The organism is Myroides injenensis M09-0166, from assembly GCF_000246945.1.
In the GTDB taxonomy this organism is placed as follows: Bacteria; Bacteroidota; Bacteroidia; order Flavobacteriales; family Flavobacteriaceae; genus Flavobacterium; species Flavobacterium injenense.
On record NZ_BAEX01000084.1, the window covers coordinates 1 to 15540 of the forward strand.

The window sequence follows — 15540 nt, forward strand, 5'->3', positions numbered from 1 at the left end:
ACACGTAGTATAGTTACCTTTTTTGTTTTATAACTTGTGTATTATAAAGAAAACTGTGTTTCAATTTCAAATTTTACTTCATCACTGACCAATACTCCACCTGTTTCTAAAGTCGAGTTCCAATTTAATCCCCAGTCTTTACGTTTGATGTTTCCTGTAAGTGTTAGAGCAATTTTAGTATTGTTCCAAGGGTCTTTTAATTCTCCACTATATTCTGCTTCTAATGTGATGCTATTCGTCACACCATGCATCGTTAAATCCCCTTTTACAATATATAGAGAATCTGTTTTTTTCTCAATGTCTGTTGATTGAAACGTAACTAAAGGAAATTGCTCTGCATCAAAGAAATCTGCACTTTTTAGGTGATTGTCACGATCTATATTCTTTGTGTTAATTGAAGCTACTTGCGCTTCAAATTGAATACTAGCTTTTTCAAACTCTCCTTCAGGAAAAGTAATGGTTGCATTGTAATCTTCAAAGTTTCCTTTAAGATTTGTAAACATCATATGTTTGATTTTAAAACCAATGTATGAATGTGTTGTGTCGATTTTCCAGTTTCTTGTTTCCATAATAAATTTGTGTTTTTAGTAATTATTGTAAATATGCTGGGAGTTCCATGGGAATTTCCATTAAGAGTAAAGAACTACTATCTAATGCTTTTATTTGAATTTTTTCGATATCCCAAATTCCAATTGCATCTCGTCTACCTAATATTTCTCCATTAATTTCAATTTTACCTTCTAATACAAATAAGAAGATTCCATTTGCTTTATCATTTAATACATAATCAATATCTGTACCTAAAGTTAAATCAGTTAAAGAAAACCAAGCATTTTGATGAATCCAAACACCCTTATCTTCAACATTAGGTGAAAGTATTTGATCCCATTTATTAATTCTGTCCTCTTTATTTAGTTTTTTCTGATCGTAGCGTGGTTCAACATTTAGTTTGTTTGGAAATAACCATATTTGTAGAAATTGTGAGGGATGATTTTCATCAGGATTAAACTCACTATGTCTAATCCCAGTTCCGGCACTCATAACTTGGATTTCGCCCTCGTTAATTACAGTTCCATTTCCCATGCTATCTTGGTGAGACAAACTACCTGATAAAGGAATAGAGATAATTTCCATATTATCATGTGGGTGAGTGCCAAATCCCATTCCTGGTGCAACGTTGTCATCATTTAGTACTCTTAATACTCCAAAGTGTACTCTTTCGTCATTTCTATAATTTGCAAAACTAAATGTGTGGTGAGATTTTAACCAACCGTGATTAGCGTAGCCTCTACTATCTGCTTTATATATTATACTATTTTTCATAACTCTTTGATTTTGTATTACAAAGTTACAATGAGCTTGATAATTAGTTGCTTAATGTAGATTAAGAATTTAGTGAGAATATAAAAAGAATTCTGCAATAGTAGAAATACATAAATAAAAGATTACTTTGATTTAAGAGAGAAATCCTAATAAGTTTTATTTAGTAGAAGAGTAATAAAAATAGTGACAGATAAAACTATAAAGTATAAATTTATAGTAAGGCATTTAATAATTAATTGTGACTGCTTTAGTAGAAGTACTGCTTGTTATAGTAAAGTAATGGATATATAATAACAATTTTAAAACCTTGTAAAAAAACAATCTTTTAAATAGTAAATAGATTATTACTAGAGTTTTATTTTAAAGTAAGTAGGTTGAACTTTTATGACTATTAAAATACAAATTATAGCTACCTGGAGTTACTTACCAGTTAATAGTTTCTTCTTCATTTTACTAAAGAATTCTGGGGTGATCCCTAAATAGGAAGCTATTTGTTTCTGAGGTATATTGTATTTTATAGCAGGGAATCGCTCACAAAACTTTTCATATCTTTCCTCTGCTGTAAGCGTCATATTATCCATTAATCTTTGCTGATTTGCTACTAATGATCGTTCTATTAAGATTCTAAAGTAGCGCTCTATTTTTGGAATTCTATCAAATAATGCTAGTTGATGTGCTCTACTTAATGTCATTACTATAGCATCTTCTACAACGTCTATATTTGAATTTCCTGGTTTTTGAGAAAGGAAACTATACATGTCTGCAATCCACCAACCAGTAGTAGCAAAGCTCATTGTATGTTCTGTAAGTTGGTCATCTGTACAATAATTTCTAATGATCCCTGATAAGACAAACATCGAGTTGATGCACACTTGACCTTGAGATAAGAGTTTAGTTTTAGCAGGATATCTAGTTATTGTAAAAGAGTCAAGAAGTATTTTTTCTTCCTCTTTGGTCAATATTACGTATTTACTGATGCTTTTTAATAATAAGTCCACTATAGGTAATTATTTGATGAGGTATAAAGTTATTAATTTTTTAGTTTGTGTAAATAAAAAAGCCCCACTTTATGTGAGGCTTATCTTAATTATTAGGTAGAATTTTATTCAGTTAATGCATCTTTGATGCGTTTGATAGCTTCTTTTAATTGATCTTCACTTGTTGCATAAGATAAACGAATGCAATTTGGGTTACCAAAAGCAGCTCCAGTAACTGTAGCAACATGAGCTTTGTCTAATAAGTATAATGATAAGTCATCTGCGTTATTAATTTTAACACCGTGAAGTGTTTTCCCAAAGAACGATGATACGTCTGGAAAAGCATAAAAAGCCCCTTCTGGCATGTTTATTCTTATTCCTGGTATTTCGCTAAGTAATTTAATAACTAAGTCTCTACGACTCTTAAAAGCAGCAACCATATCTTTTAATACAATAGGATCAGCTTCAACTGCAGTTATCGTAGCTCTTTGTGCAATACTATTTGCCGCAGAGGTTACTTGTCCTTGCATTTTGGTACAAGCTTTTGCTATAAATTCAGGAGCTCCGATATAACCAATACGATATCCTGTCATTGCAAATGCTTTTGCGATACCATTAACAGTAATAGTTCTGTCAATTAGATTACCAATAGTACCAATACTACAATGTGAACCTGTGAAATTGATATGTTCGTAAATTTCATCTGATAAGATAAAAACGTTAGGGTGTCTATCTAAAACTTTTGCAAGCGCTTCAAACTCAGCTTTACTGTAAACTGATCCACTAGGATTACAAGGCGAACAAAACCAAACCATTTTAGTTTTAGGAGTAATTGCTTCTTCTAATTGTTCAGGAGTAATCTTAAAATCACTTTCAATAGTTGTTGGAACTTCTACAGGAATACCACCAGCCATTTTTACAATTTCAGCATAACTAACCCAATAAGGAGCAGGTATTACTACTTCATCTCCTGGATTTATCATTACTTGTGCTACATTGTAAAGTGATTGCTTAGCTCCAGTGGAAACAACAATTTGATTTGGCGAATAGTCAAGATGATTATCTCTTTTGAATTTTCTGCTAATTGCTTCTTTTAATTCTTGATATCCATCTACAGGTGGATATTTACTATAGTTATCTTTTATTGCTTGTATTGCAGCTTCTTTAATAAATTCTGGAGTATTAAAGTCAGGTTCTCCAAGGCTTAAACTAATTATGTCAACTCCTTGCGCTTTCAGTTCTCTCGCTTTAGCAGCCATTGCTAAAGTTTGTGAAGTCGAAAGACTATTTATTCTATCTGATAAATATTGACTACTCATATCTTATATATAATTTTTTTATGCATCAATATTTCAAAGGTAATTATTATTGGAAGATTATTGATAGTGAGTGGGGTATTTATTAACAATAAAAAGAGTATTTTTGCCAAAAATTAATGACATGGATGAAATCTTAAAATATTTTCCAAATCTTACGCCTGAGCAGATTGCACAATTTGAAAAACTTGAAGAAGTTTATACAGATTGGAATGCAAAAATAAATGTTATTTCGCGTAAAGATATTCAAGAGTTATATACTAAACATGTCTTACATTCATTAGGTATAGCTAAAGTGATGGAGTTTTTACCAGGGGCGAGTATTATGGACGTTGGTACTGGTGGTGGTTTTCCAGGTATTCCTTTAGCGATATTGTATCCTGAAACTAATTTTTATTTAATAGACGTTATTGCTAAGAAGATAAAAGTAGTTAATGAAGTAATAAAAGCATTAGAACTAAAAAATATTGTAGCGGAACAAAAACGTGCTGAAAATGTAGAAGAGAAGTTCGATTTTATTGTGAGTAGAGCTGTTACAAATATGCCTGATTTTGTTAGTTGGATTAGACATAAGACAAAAAAAGAAAATAAGCATGAGTTCGAAAATGGGATATTGTATTTAAAAGGGGGAGATTTGACAGAAGAGCTTCAAGATTTTCCTAAAGCTGTACAATTCGATTTAAGTAATATTTTCGATAATGAGTTTTTTGAAACAAAAAAGGTAGTCTATTTGCCTTTAAAATATAGAGGATAAAAAAAGAGTCTGATTCACTGAATCAGACTCTTTTTCTTTTTACTTACTTTTTACAAATAATAAACAGGTATCCGTAGGTCTGTTTAATATATGATTTGCTACACTTCCCAGAAATATTTCTTTTATACCTGTGGAACCTTTTACTCCAAGGATCATCAAGTCTGCTTTTTTCTTTTTAGCATATAAGATTAACGAAGAAGAGATACTCTTATCTTCAGCAGATATTACGTCTATATCAGAATAATTAGCATATTTTTTATTCCACTTCAGTTGTTTTTCTTGAATATCTTCTCTAGTTACTCTTTCCCATTCTTTGTTACTCATTGATGGATAAAGGCCCCAAAGGAATTTTGAAATGTGAACAGCCGAATGTGTAATTCTTTGACCTTTTGCATTATTTTTGAAACGGTCAGCCCATGCCATAATAGGAGCGGTGTATTTTGAAAAATCAATAGCATCTATTATTGTAGTAATAGGTGTGTGATAAGTTTCAGGAACCAACATTGTTGCAGCATGTATAATTCTAATTAATTTATGCGCCAAAGCCCCATTGCCTTCCAGTTCTTGTTTGTTTCCTAAAATTAATAGATCAAATTCTTGCTTCTTAGTTAAGTTAATAAAAGCAATTTCAGAATAATTTTCGACTGAAATAACAATATTAAATTCATAGGTAGCATTAGACTCTGTTATTTGTTTTTTAATTCTATTCGTTATTTTAGTTTTAATAAGTTCTAGTCGTTCAGGCTGTAATAAATCTTTAGGTAACTCACCCAATTTAAGATTATGTACATAAGTGACTTTATCTATATTAAGTATATGGTTTAATACTTCCATATAATTGATAAGATATTGATCCATTTCTGATAGATCTAAGCCTATTAATATATTTAATGATTTATCTGTTGTCATTTTCTAATTAGTTATTTTGTTGTTCATCTAGTAGTTCTGTAATGATATCCTTATAACTTTTTTCTTGTTTAGATTTAAGTTTTTTATCGTGTTTATTGAGTTCTTCCTGAAGTCCCCTTTGTAAACTATAACACATAATGACCAAGATTACTGCAAAAGGTAATCCCGTGATAATTACTGCGGTTTGCAAGGCGTCTAGCCCTCCTCCCCATAGAAGTATAATTGCTATGAATCCTTGTGCAAAAGACCAGAATACACGTTGCCATACAGGTGAATCACCATTACTTCCTGATGTGATATTATCTACTACCAATGATCCCGAATCAGATGAGGTAATAAAGAAAGAGAATATAAGTATAATTGCTACAATAGATAAAAATTTAGTTAATGGAAAATCTTCTAAGAAAACGAATAAAGCAGTAGAAATATCTTCTTTCACTGCAGTTACCATTGTTAGGTCACCTGATAAAATTGTATCTAGTGCACTTCCACCAAATACATTCATCCATAATAAAGTAATTAAACTAGGTGCAATTAATACTCCTAAAATAAATTCTTTAATAGTACGACCTTTTGAAATACGCGCTATAAATGAACCTACAAATGGAGACCATGCAATCCACCATGCCCAATAGAATATTGTCCATTTGTTTTGCCATCCAGATCCTTGATAGGCATCATTCCATGTACTGATATCAACAAAATGAGAGATATATGAACCAGTATTTTGCACATATCCTTTAAATATGAATAGGGTTGGACCCAATATTAGAATTAGCAGCATAAATCCTGATGCCATATATAAGTTGGCATTACTTAATAGTTTAACACCTTTATCTAATCCCGAAAAAACAGATATTGTTGCTACGCCAATTACGCCAATTATTATAGCAGCTTGCATAAGTGGTGAAATTTCCCAGCCATATAAATATTGTAGTCCTGCTGTAATTTGAGTTACTCCTAATCCTAAGGAAGTGGATAAACCAAATACGGTGGCTAATGCAGATAAAATATCAATAGAATGTCCCCACCATCCATGTATTTTCTCTCCCCAAAATGGATAAAATAAAGAGCGGAATGTCAGTGGTAATTTTCTATTAAATCCAAAAAAAGCTAATGCTAGACCTACCATAGCATATATTGCCCAAGCATGAAAACCCCAGTGTAAACTTGTAAAATCCATCGCTTGGGTAGCGGCTTCAATAGAGCTATCTACGCTACGTGGTGGATTGTAGAAGTGAGAAACTGGTTCTGCAATACTAAAGAACATTATACCTATTCCCATTCCGGTACTAAAAAGCATTGCAAACCAAGAAGGTTTAGAGAATTCTGGCTCTGCATCTTCACCTCCTAATCGTATCTTACCATATTTACTGAAGGCAAGATATATAGCAAAGATTAAAATGATATTAACGGTTAAGATAAAAAACCAACCAAAATTTGAAGTTACCGCTGTTTGTGCAGTGCCAAACCAGTCACCAATATTGTTAGGGAAAATTAGACAAACTGCAAGTAATGCAACAATCATAATGATTGTTATAATAAATACAGGAGGATTGATTACTAATTGTTTGTTAGTAATTAATTTTTTAAACATGAGTTATACTATTTAATTAATAATTATAACCCAGTACTTTAATAATAAAAAGGATCTTTCTTTCAGTGTTTTGAAAAAATGATTAAAGCAAAATATAAAGAGTGTATTTTTTACTTAGACGTTCTATAAGTGTTTTCTATGTTAGTGTTTATTCTTAAAAACGATCCTAATAAAAAGCACTGAATTGAGTGAATTTTAAAATAAAAAAAGGCGGTTACTAATTGCAACCGCCTTAGTATATATTATCCTAAGAAAGGATATTTATAATCAGTTGCTGGAACAAAAGTTTCTTTAATTGTTCGCGGCGAAACCCAACGAAGTAAGTTCAATACAGAACCTGCTTTGTCATTAGTTCCTGATGCTCTAGCACCACCAAATGGTTGTTGTCCTACGACAGCTCCAGTTGGTTTATCATTGATATAGAAGTTTCCTGCAGCATTAGATAATGCTTCTGTAGCTTCTACAATTGCATAACGGCATCCTGAGAATACAGCACCTGTTAATGCATAGATTGAAGTCTCATCAACTAGTTTTAATGTTTCAGCCCATTTGTTGTCATCATAAACATAAATAGTTAGAATAGGTCCAAACAATTCTGTTTTGATTGTTTCATAATTAGGGTTTGTAGTAACGATTACAGTAGGTTCAATAAAATAACCTTTTGATTTATCGTAGTTACCACCTAAAACTACTTCTGCATCTGAATCAGCTTTAGCTTGATCAATATATTTAGCTAATTTATCAAATGAACTTTCAGATATTACAGAAGAAACAAAGTTAGAAGGATCTTCTGGTGATCCCATTTTAATAGTTGCCAAATCAGCAGCCATAAGTTCTTTTACTTTTGGCCACATTGAAGCAGGAATATAAGCTCTTGATGCAGCAGAACATTTTTGTCCTTGGTATTCAAAAGCACCTCTTGTTAATGCAACTGCAACTTCTTCTGCATTAGCTGAAGGGTGAGCAATTACGAAGTCTTTTCCTCCTGTTTCACCTACGATTCTTGGGTATGTTTTATAATTATTGATGTTTTGACCAATTTTATTCCACATGCTGTTGAATACACCTGTTGAACCTGTGAAGTGGATACCTGCAAAGTCAGGACTTGCTAAAACAGTATCAGTAATCATAGCAGAATCTCCGTAAATAACGTTTATTACACCGTCAGGAAGACCAGCTAATTTGAATACTTCAACAATCACTCTAGCAGAGTAGATTTGAGTTGCAGCTGGTTTCCATACTACTACGTTACCCATCATTGCAACTGAAGAAGGTAAATTACCTGAAATAGCTGTAAAGTTAAATGGTGTGATAGCATATACGAATCCCTCAAGAGGTCTGTGCTCTAATCTATTCCAAACACCTTCGCTAGAAGCTGGTTGTTCAGCATAGATTTCAGCCATATATTGAACATTAAATCTTAAGAAGTCAATAAATTCACAAGCAGAATCAATTTCAGCTTGGTGTAATGTTTTTGCTTGCGCTATCATTGTAGCAGCATTAATCTTAGCACGGAAAGGTCCTGCTAGTAATTCTGCAGCTTTTAAGAAAATAGAAGCTCTTTGTTCCCATGGCATTTTTGCCCATGCAGTTTTTGCTTCTAATGCACTAGATATAGCTTTTTCTACTAAAGCTTTATCTGCTAAATGATAAACACCTAATTTATGGTGGTGGTCAAACGGAGGGAATAAATCTTTTGTTTTACCTGTTCTGATTTCTTCTCCACCTATATATAATGGAATATCAACTTGTTCGTTGTATTGTTCTTTGAAAGACTTCAAAGTCAATTCTCTTTCTGTTGACCCTGGAGCATACGATTTTACTGGCTCGTTTACTGCTACAGGAACTTTATAGAATCCTTTTGACATATTTTTTTATATTTAAACAGTTTATTAAAAATTGAATAATTACAAATATAATTAAAAAAAAACGATTTTATTTTACGAAAGTATAATAAGAATTAACTTTTAGTTCATAGAATAGAGGACAATTAGCTGAAAACAAGATGTAAATATCTTAGAGTGTTTTTTATCTAGTAAGTTGATAACATGGCTATTATTTTACATTGCTTCAAATGGAGATTTTTGTATGCAGCTCGCTTTGCTTGGTATGAGTAGCCTTAGCATATAAAATTACTTACCTGTCTATAGTTTCATCTCTTTCTGTAATTTCATGTACGCAATCTATTTATTATCTTTTAATACCTTGAATCATTTTTGAATAATGGCATCAGAAGTAATTTATATGGTAATTTTTTGATTAAAAGCATAGTAGATATTTTAGTGTTTTTTACTAATAACCAATAATTTTAATTTTACTCACTACGTTATCTCATAACAAAATAGTATTAGTAAATGAAAAAAATGTAATTTTGTATTGTTAATCAGTGTTCTAACTGATATGTTACAATATAAGTAAACAAATCAAAGTTTGGTGTTTCTTCCAAATTGACTGTAAAAAAGTCAATCTTGTTACAAGTTTTTTGTCGTTTTTTTTGAATTTCATTTGGTTCTCATCCGAGTGTTGTTCGGGTACGGTTGCAGTATTGTTCGGTAAAACCCTGTTTTTGCAATGCCTACACGAGCTATTTCCGAACCGTTCCCGAACAAAACTGCAATGAAAATAGCTTAATTATATCTTAAGCCTTGCTATTACTGGTTTTTTTGTGTTTTTTTAAATTATATAAATGTCAAAAAGTATCCGTTTTGGGTTATTTTAGGTTATTATTTACCTAATAAGTAAATACGTTTATAAGTTTTGTGCACTACTTCTTATTTGGAGATTAAAGAAATCAGAATTTGTAGAATATTCAAATATGAAATAAGTAATGTTTTTAGGAAAATAAACTTGATTATGGCTTAAATGCAAGATGTTTCATATAGTTACTGTCCCCATAAGACTATTTTTTGTCTATAGCTTTTTTTAGTATTAACTATCGGATGCAACTATAATAAGAAAGAATTTTTAGTTCATAGAGTAGGGGGCGATCAGCTGAAAACAAGGAATAGATACTTTGAATTTTTTTTTGTCTAGTAAGTTAATTACAGTGTAATTACCTAACATTGCTCCCATAGGAGATTCTAATACGCAACCACTTTGGTAGGTATGCGAATCCTCAGGATATAGAATAGGTTGCTCACCCACAATTCCATCCCCCTCTACAATTTTAGTATCTGTAAGACTATCTGCTATTTTCCAATATCTTGAACCAATTTGGATAATGGCGTCAGTAGTATTTTCTATGGTTATTTGGTAACTAAAAGCAAAGCAGACCTTTTTATTTTTATAAAAACTGCCCTCGTATTTGGTAGTAACAGAAACTTTTACCCCTTTAGTTATTTTAGTAATCATGATTGTTCACATTGATATGAACAGTCAAAGTTAGGAAATATTATTCTAAAAGTACCGTTTAGTTAGTTATTCTTAAAGTTGCAAAGAACTCTGTGATTCACTTATCTATTTGAGTGTTATCTGTTTAATAAGTAATTTCCTTTGCTTCTGCATGTCCAAATCCTATCGCTCTATCATAAATGTCAGTATTAGCTCTATAATAAACTATGATTTGGTATGTATTAGTGGTTAATGCTTGATTGCCATCTGGGTTCCATTCTGGAGCTACTTTATTATTAACTACAGCGGTATAGGTGAAATTGGTAAATCCTTGTTTAGTTAAGATAGCCTTTTCAAAGACTTGTTTTTCTTTATTAAAGGTCATTTTATTATTAGGCGTTAACTCATAATCGTTAAACATTCCTGTAACATAATATTCTGTATTTTCAGGCATTTCTTCACTAGGACTAAAAGAGAAGTATACCCAACTATATTCTCCTTCGATAGAAGCATTTTTATCTCCTATGCTTCGTGGGTAGAAATGACCATTCAAATCGGGAAAATAGGTATACAGTTTATTTCTTCTATTTTCATTTGTAAATAGATAAGTATTATAGATACCATTAGTCACTTCGGTTCTACCAATCATATTGTTAACTTGTCGAATATCACTATTATCAAAATTCAAGTATTGATTCCCTCCCCAGAACTGAGTTTCAGAGTCATATTTATATACTAACTCATTTCCTATAATATATTGAGGTGTTATATTGTTTAAGAAAGAATCCCATCTACCGTTTTGGAAAATACCTACCTTAATGTTTTTTGTAGGGTTTTGAAAATCTGAATCTCCTAGGTTTATAGAGAATTCTAATGATTGTTTTGTGTCATAGAACTCAAGATTTCTCGTACGTTTTACTTTTATAGGAACGTTCAATATGTTTTCATATAACACTAATTTTCTTCTGATTACAACTTCATCATTTTCATCATAAATTTCTAATACATAATTCCCACTTTTAGTAACCTTATAGAATTCATTAGGGATTCTTAGTCTATAGTGTTCGTAATTCTGTAGTGTATTATAAGAATTTTCATAAGATCTAATACGTTGTCTATTATGACCTTGTATATATTCTATCTCTTTTAATTTTGAAGGAGTCCAATCATAATTATATGCAATAATTCGATAGTAATAGATTGTTTCATCAGCATATAGATCATCAAATTCAAATGTAAATCCATCTCTTAAGGGAAAGAATGGAAATTGAGACTGATTGTTCTGCATAAAAGCAGCGGATTTAATATAGTCTGCAGTTGAATTTTGTGGAGCTTGTCCATAAAGTAAGGATAGGCTAAAGAAACTTATTAAACAAAATAAATATGATTTGAACATTATAAAAAGTCTAAATATTACATTATGAAGATAGTAAAGTAATTTTCTTAATAAAAATAAAATGTAAATTATTCATTAATTTTTTACTTGTTGGATTTTGTTTAATGTAGCTACAAAGTGTTCTAGACTCTTTAATTTATAATCAACAAAGTCAAATTTGTTAGAGTTAAATTCATCGTGTTCAGGAACTGCAATAACAATCATATTTGCACGTTTCCCAGCTGTCGCTCCAGTAAAAGAATCTTCTATTACTAAGCAATTTTCACTATTACTCTCTAAGTTTTTGGCAGCTAATAAATATACATCTGGCGCAGGTTTCCCTTCTTTTACAAAATCTGAAGAAACAATCGTTTGAAAATAAGATTTAATTCCTAATAACTCAATAACTGTGTTAATCATATGAGCTGATGAATTACTTGCTAATCCAATCTTATAATTATTCTGCTGTAGATATTCTAAAGTGTCTTTGACTCCAGGATTAATAACACCTTTTTCTGCTATAAGTTCTAAAACTCTATTTGTAATTGCATTTTCCACTTGTGTAATGGTGCTACCTTCCCATGGTGTGCGATTATACCAAAACTCTATCACACCGGTTATAGTTTGACCTTTGAGCTCATTTGCTGTTTTTTCATCCCATTTTACACCGAGGGCGTTAAGAGTTTCTTTTTCCGCTTGTCTCCAAAAACCTTCAGAGTCAATTAAGACTCCATCCATGTCAAATATAACAGTGTCTATTACTTTCATATAATTTTGATTGTTAATTCAAATTATTGCGAAGATACTTAAAAGACTTAGTTTTGAAAAAGACATCTGTCCAATTCATAAGATTGTTGAAATGATTAATCAATCTAAGGGTTTAAAGCAAATAGGTATAATCTCACCATCAGCTAGGCAATATTTCTCTATTTCTGCTTTTGAAAGTTTTTTGGTGTAGTTTTCTTCTAGGACATTAAAGCCTATAGATCGTAGTTTGTCAAAATAATCACGACCATATACGCGAACATGATCATATTGACCGAAAATAAGTGTTCTTTCTTTAGGATCAGTTATCGTGTCATCTTGAAAGGTAGTAGTTCTACTTAAATCTTGCGGGATTTGGAAAATCCCCATACCGCCAGGTTTAAGTATTCGATATAATTCCTTCATAGCTTTAGTGTCATCTGGAATATGTTCCAGTACGTGATTGCATAGAATGATGTCAAAACTATTATCCTTGAATGGAAGGTTACAAATATCTGCTTTTACATCTGCTAGAGGAGATTCTAAGTCAGTAGTTGTGTAATCTAGATTTTCTTGTCTTCTGAAGCGTTTGTAGAAGGCTTGTTCTGGAGCAAAATGCAAAACTTTTTTGGGAGTGCTAAAGAAATCAGTCTCGTTTTTTAAGTATAGCCATAATAGTCTGTGTCTTTCTAGTGAAAGAGTACTAGGAGATAACACATTATTTCTTTGTTTTGCATAACCGTATGGAAGAAAGGTTTTAAAACTTTTACCATCTATAGGATCAGTAAATGTATTTCCTTTAAGATGCCATGCTAATATGGGACGAACAATGTAACTCAACCGAATTAATATCGGTCGAGGTACTATGTTCAATATAGTTTTAAATAGTTTCTTCATTGAAAAAGATAACGAATTAAAGTACTAAAGGATTAGCTCTAAATTCGTCTTCTTCGTTACTTTGAATACCTAATGCTTGGTAGATATATTGGAAAGTAGATAGTAATTCTGGTTTACCATTTACAAGTGCTACATCATGCTCAAAGTGAGCAGAAGGTTTTCCGTCACGTGTAACTATTGTCCAACCGTCATTTAATTGTTTAATATTTCTTGTACCTAAGTTAATCATAGGTTCTATAGCTACAACTTGTCCTTCAACAAATTTCTTACCTCTACCAGGTTTACCATAGTTTGGCATTTCAGGAGATTCATGCATTTTACGACCAAGTCCATGACCTACTAATTCACGAACAACGGTGTAGCCTTTTGCCTCACAATAACGTTGAATTGCACTACCTACATCTTCCACACGATTTCCTATACGAAATTCACGAATACCTACATATAGAGATTCTTTAGTAGCTTCTAAAAGTTTTTTTGTCTCTGGAGCTACTTCTCCTACTTCAAATGTATAAGCGTGGTCACCATAGAATTCATTCATTACAGTACCACAATCTATTGAAACGATATCTCCTTCAACAATAGGTTTATCTGTTGGTAAACCATGAACAATTTGTTCGTTTACACTAGTTAAAATTGAAGAAGGGCAGCCGTATAATCCTTTAAAACCTGGTACAGCACCATGATCTCTAATGAATTCTTCAGCTTTTTTATCTAATTCTAAAGTCGTTACTCCAGGCTTTAGTTCCGTTGCAAGCATACCTAATGTTTTAGAAACAAGAAGTGCGCTTTGTCTCATCAACTCGATTTCTTCAAGAGTTTTTGGAATGATCATACTTTAAATTTTTAAGTATGACAAAAATACGTCATTAGATTCAATGAAAAAAATGAATACTATGTGTTTTTGGTTGACTTATAAATGTTAAAATAGTTATTTTAGCTGTTTACTTCAAGTTAGTAGTAATTAATAGATTTTTTTAAAAATTACATATTGAAAATATAATGGGATATCTTTCTGCCAAAGAAGCAGCAAAATTGATTAAATCTAATGATCGTATTTATTTACATGCTGTAGCGTGTACGCCAAATCATATAATAGATGCAATTGTAGAACGCGCACCAGAGTTAAGAAATGTAGAGTTTTGCCATATTCACACTCTTGGCGGAGCTCCATATGCGGATCCAATTTATAAAGAGAGTTTTAAAGTGAATTCTTTTTTTATTGGTGGTAACGTAAGACATACGATAAAGAATGGTAATGGCTCTTATACACCAGTATTTTTAAGTGAGCTTCCTATGCTATTCCGAAGTGGTTTAGTGCCATTAGATGTTGTGTTAATTCAAGTATCCCCGCCAGACGAACATGGTTATTGCTCTTTAGGAACTTCTGTAGAAGCAACACCTGCAGCAATTAGTGCTGCAAAATTAGTAATTGCTCAAGTGAATAGTTATATGCCACGCACTTTTGGTGATGCATCTATTCATATTTCTAAGATAGATGCTATGGTGGAGCATAACACTCCATTACTTACACAGTATAGTTCTGAAATTAACGATGCTGAAGATAGAATAGGAGATATTATTGCAAATATGATTGAAGATGGTAGTACATTACAAATGGGAATTGGATCAATACCTGAAGCTGTTTTGCGAAAGCTAAATAATCATAAATATTTGGGGTTACATACTGAAATGTGTGCTGACGGAGTAATTGATTTGATAGAATCTGGTGCTATTGATTGCTCACGACAAGTAACTACTAATCGAAAAGCAATGTCTACTTTTTTTGTAGGGACAGAACGTATTTATAATTATTTAAATAATAACCCGTTTTTTGAAGTAAGAGAATGTTCGCATACAAATAATCCAACTGTAATTTGTCAAAATCCAAGCGTAGTGGCAATTAATTCTGCTATAGAGATTGACGTTACAGGTCAAATTTGTGCTGATTCTATTGGATCTAGAATGTATTCTGGTGTTGGTGGTCAAGTAGATTTTATGAGAGGAGCAGCTATGAGTAAAGGTGGTAAAGCTATTATTGCAATGTCTTCTACCACAGCTAAAGGAGCTAATAAGATTGTACCTTTTTTAAAGAATGGGGCAGGAGTAGTTACTTCTAGAGCTCATGCTCAATATATTGTGACGGAATATGGTGTAGCAGATTTAAGAGGTAAGTCTATTGATCAAAGAGTTAAAGCATTATCTGAAATTGCACATCCAAGTTTTAGAGAAGAAATAATACGCGATTATTATAACACAACAAGATAATTTATGTGTTTAAAAAAAAAATGAGAGAGAAGTAATATTACTTCTCTCTC

Annotated in this window: 14 protein-coding genes; 2 read left to right on the forward strand and 12 right to left on the reverse strand. The window is 31.8% G+C overall.

Features of this window, described 5'->3' with window-relative positions; translation table 11 throughout:
- Positions 1-41: 41 nt before the first annotated feature.
- From RH98_RS12395 to RH98_RS12410, 4 genes are all read right to left on the reverse strand, one after another.
- Entirely contained in the window at positions 42-569 is a 528-nt protein-coding gene (locus RH98_RS12395; protein WP_010255307.1) for a YceI family protein, read from the reverse strand.
- Positions 570-591: 22 nt separating this feature from the next.
- Entirely contained in the window at positions 592-1323 is a 732-nt protein-coding gene (locus tag RH98_RS12400; RefSeq protein WP_010255308.1) for a pirin family protein, read from the reverse strand.
- 419 nt (positions 1324-1742) lie between these two features.
- Positions 1743-2321, reverse strand: coding sequence for a Crp/Fnr family transcriptional regulator (locus RH98_RS12405; protein WP_026038892.1), 579 nt, complete (start codon positions 2319-2321; stop codon positions 1743-1745).
- Positions 2322-2425: 104 nt separating this feature from the next.
- Positions 2426-3619 carry a pyridoxal phosphate-dependent aminotransferase gene (locus RH98_RS12410; protein WP_010255312.1) on the reverse strand — a complete coding sequence of 398 codons (1194 nt, stop codon included), beginning with the start codon at positions 3617-3619 and terminating at the stop codon, positions 2426-2428.
- 121 nt (positions 3620-3740) lie between these two features.
- On the opposite strand from RH98_RS12410, the gene rsmG reads away from it, so the two are divergent.
- On the forward strand, positions 3741-4370 hold the full coding sequence (gene rsmG / locus RH98_RS12415) for a 16S rRNA (guanine(527)-N(7))-methyltransferase RsmG (RefSeq protein WP_010255314.1): 630 nt from the start codon (positions 3741-3743) through the stop codon (positions 4368-4370).
- A gap of 39 nt (positions 4371-4409) precedes the next feature.
- On the opposite strand, the gene RH98_RS12420 is transcribed toward rsmG, so the two are convergent.
- The 8 genes from RH98_RS12420 to map all read right to left on the reverse strand — a co-directional run bounded on the left by RH98_RS12420 (position 4410) and on the right by map (position 14057).
- The gene (locus RH98_RS12420; RefSeq protein ID WP_010255317.1) at positions 4410-5279 is read right to left on the reverse strand and encodes a universal stress protein; all 870 of its coding nucleotides are present in this window, start codon (positions 5277-5279) and stop codon (positions 4410-4412) included.
- Positions 5280-5286: 7 nt separating this feature from the next.
- A complete protein-coding gene (gene tmaT / locus RH98_RS12425; protein WP_010255319.1) occupies positions 5287-6876 on the reverse strand; it encodes a trimethylamine transporter TmaT in 1590 nt (529 codons plus the stop codon).
- A gap of 242 nt (positions 6877-7118) precedes the next feature.
- Positions 7119-8744 (reverse strand): L-glutamate gamma-semialdehyde dehydrogenase, encoded by a 1626-nt coding sequence (gene pruA, locus RH98_RS12430; protein WP_010255322.1) that lies wholly within the window; start codon positions 8742-8744, stop codon positions 7119-7121.
- Positions 8745-9840: 1096 nt separating this feature from the next.
- The gene (gene apaG, locus RH98_RS12435; protein ID WP_010255324.1) at positions 9841-10227 is read right to left on the reverse strand and encodes a Co2+/Mg2+ efflux facilitator ApaG/CorD; all 387 of its coding nucleotides are present in this window, start codon (positions 10225-10227) and stop codon (positions 9841-9843) included.
- 124 nt (positions 10228-10351) lie between these two features.
- Complete coding sequence (locus RH98_RS12440) at positions 10352-11602, reverse strand: type IX secretion system plug protein (protein ID WP_010255325.1); 1251 nt, start codon at positions 11600-11602, stop codon at positions 10352-10354.
- Between the two features lie 75 nt (positions 11603-11677).
- The gene (gene hxpB, locus RH98_RS12445; RefSeq protein ID WP_010255327.1) at positions 11678-12349 is read right to left on the reverse strand and encodes a hexitol phosphatase HxpB; all 672 of its coding nucleotides are present in this window, start codon (positions 12347-12349) and stop codon (positions 11678-11680) included.
- Positions 12350-12448: 99 nt separating this feature from the next.
- Positions 12449-13222, reverse strand: coding sequence for a class I SAM-dependent methyltransferase (locus RH98_RS12450; RefSeq protein WP_010255329.1), 774 nt, complete (start codon positions 13220-13222; stop codon positions 12449-12451).
- A gap of 16 nt (positions 13223-13238) precedes the next feature.
- A complete protein-coding gene (gene map, locus RH98_RS12455; RefSeq protein ID WP_010255332.1) occupies positions 13239-14057 on the reverse strand; it encodes a type I methionyl aminopeptidase in 819 nt (272 codons plus the stop codon).
- 167 nt (positions 14058-14224) lie between these two features.
- On the opposite strand from map, the gene RH98_RS12460 reads away from it, so the two are divergent.
- Positions 14225-15490: an acetyl-CoA hydrolase/transferase family protein gene (locus RH98_RS12460; RefSeq protein WP_010255335.1), complete on the forward strand. Its 1266-nt coding sequence runs from the start codon at positions 14225-14227 to the stop codon at positions 15488-15490.
- Positions 15491-15540 lie beyond the last annotated feature (50 nt).

Bases quoted from the DNA above. Each gene is read 5' to 3' on its own strand.
- RH98_RS12395 (WP_010255307.1), bottom strand. From the start codon at position 569: ATGGAAACAAGAAACTGGAAAATCGACACAACACATTCATACATTGGT.
- RH98_RS12400 (WP_010255308.1), bottom strand. From the start codon at position 1,323: ATGAAAAATAGTATAATATATAAAGCAGATAGTAGAGGCTACGCTAAT.
- RH98_RS12410 (WP_010255312.1), bottom strand. From the start codon at position 3,619: ATGAGTAGTCAATATTTATCAGATAGAATAAATAGTCTTTCGACTTCA.
- rsmG (WP_010255314.1), top strand. From the start codon at position 3,741: ATGGATGAAATCTTAAAATATTTTCCAAATCTTACGCCTGAGCAGATT.
- RH98_RS12420 (WP_010255317.1), bottom strand. From the start codon at position 5,279: ATGACAACAGATAAATCATTAAATATATTAATAGGCTTAGATCTATCA.
- tmaT (WP_010255319.1), bottom strand. From the start codon at position 6,876: ATGTTTAAAAAATTAATTACTAACAAACAATTAGTAATCAATCCTCCT.
- pruA (WP_010255322.1), bottom strand. From the start codon at position 8,744: ATGTCAAAAGGATTCTATAAAGTTCCTGTAGCAGTAAACGAGCCAGTA.
- apaG (WP_010255324.1), bottom strand. From the start codon at position 10,227: ATGATTACTAAAATAACTAAAGGGGTAAAAGTTTCTGTTACTACCAAA.
- RH98_RS12440 (WP_010255325.1), bottom strand. From the start codon at position 11,602: ATGTTCAAATCATATTTATTTTGTTTAATAAGTTTCTTTAGCCTATCC.
- hxpB (WP_010255327.1), bottom strand. From the start codon at position 12,349: ATGAAAGTAATAGACACTGTTATATTTGACATGGATGGAGTCTTAATT.
- RH98_RS12450 (WP_010255329.1), bottom strand. From the start codon at position 13,222: ATGAAGAAACTATTTAAAACTATATTGAACATAGTACCTCGACCGATA.
- map (WP_010255332.1), bottom strand. From the start codon at position 14,057: ATGATCATTCCAAAAACTCTTGAAGAAATCGAGTTGATGAGACAAAGC.
- RH98_RS12460 (WP_010255335.1), top strand. From the start codon at position 14,225: ATGGGATATCTTTCTGCCAAAGAAGCAGCAAAATTGATTAAATCTAAT.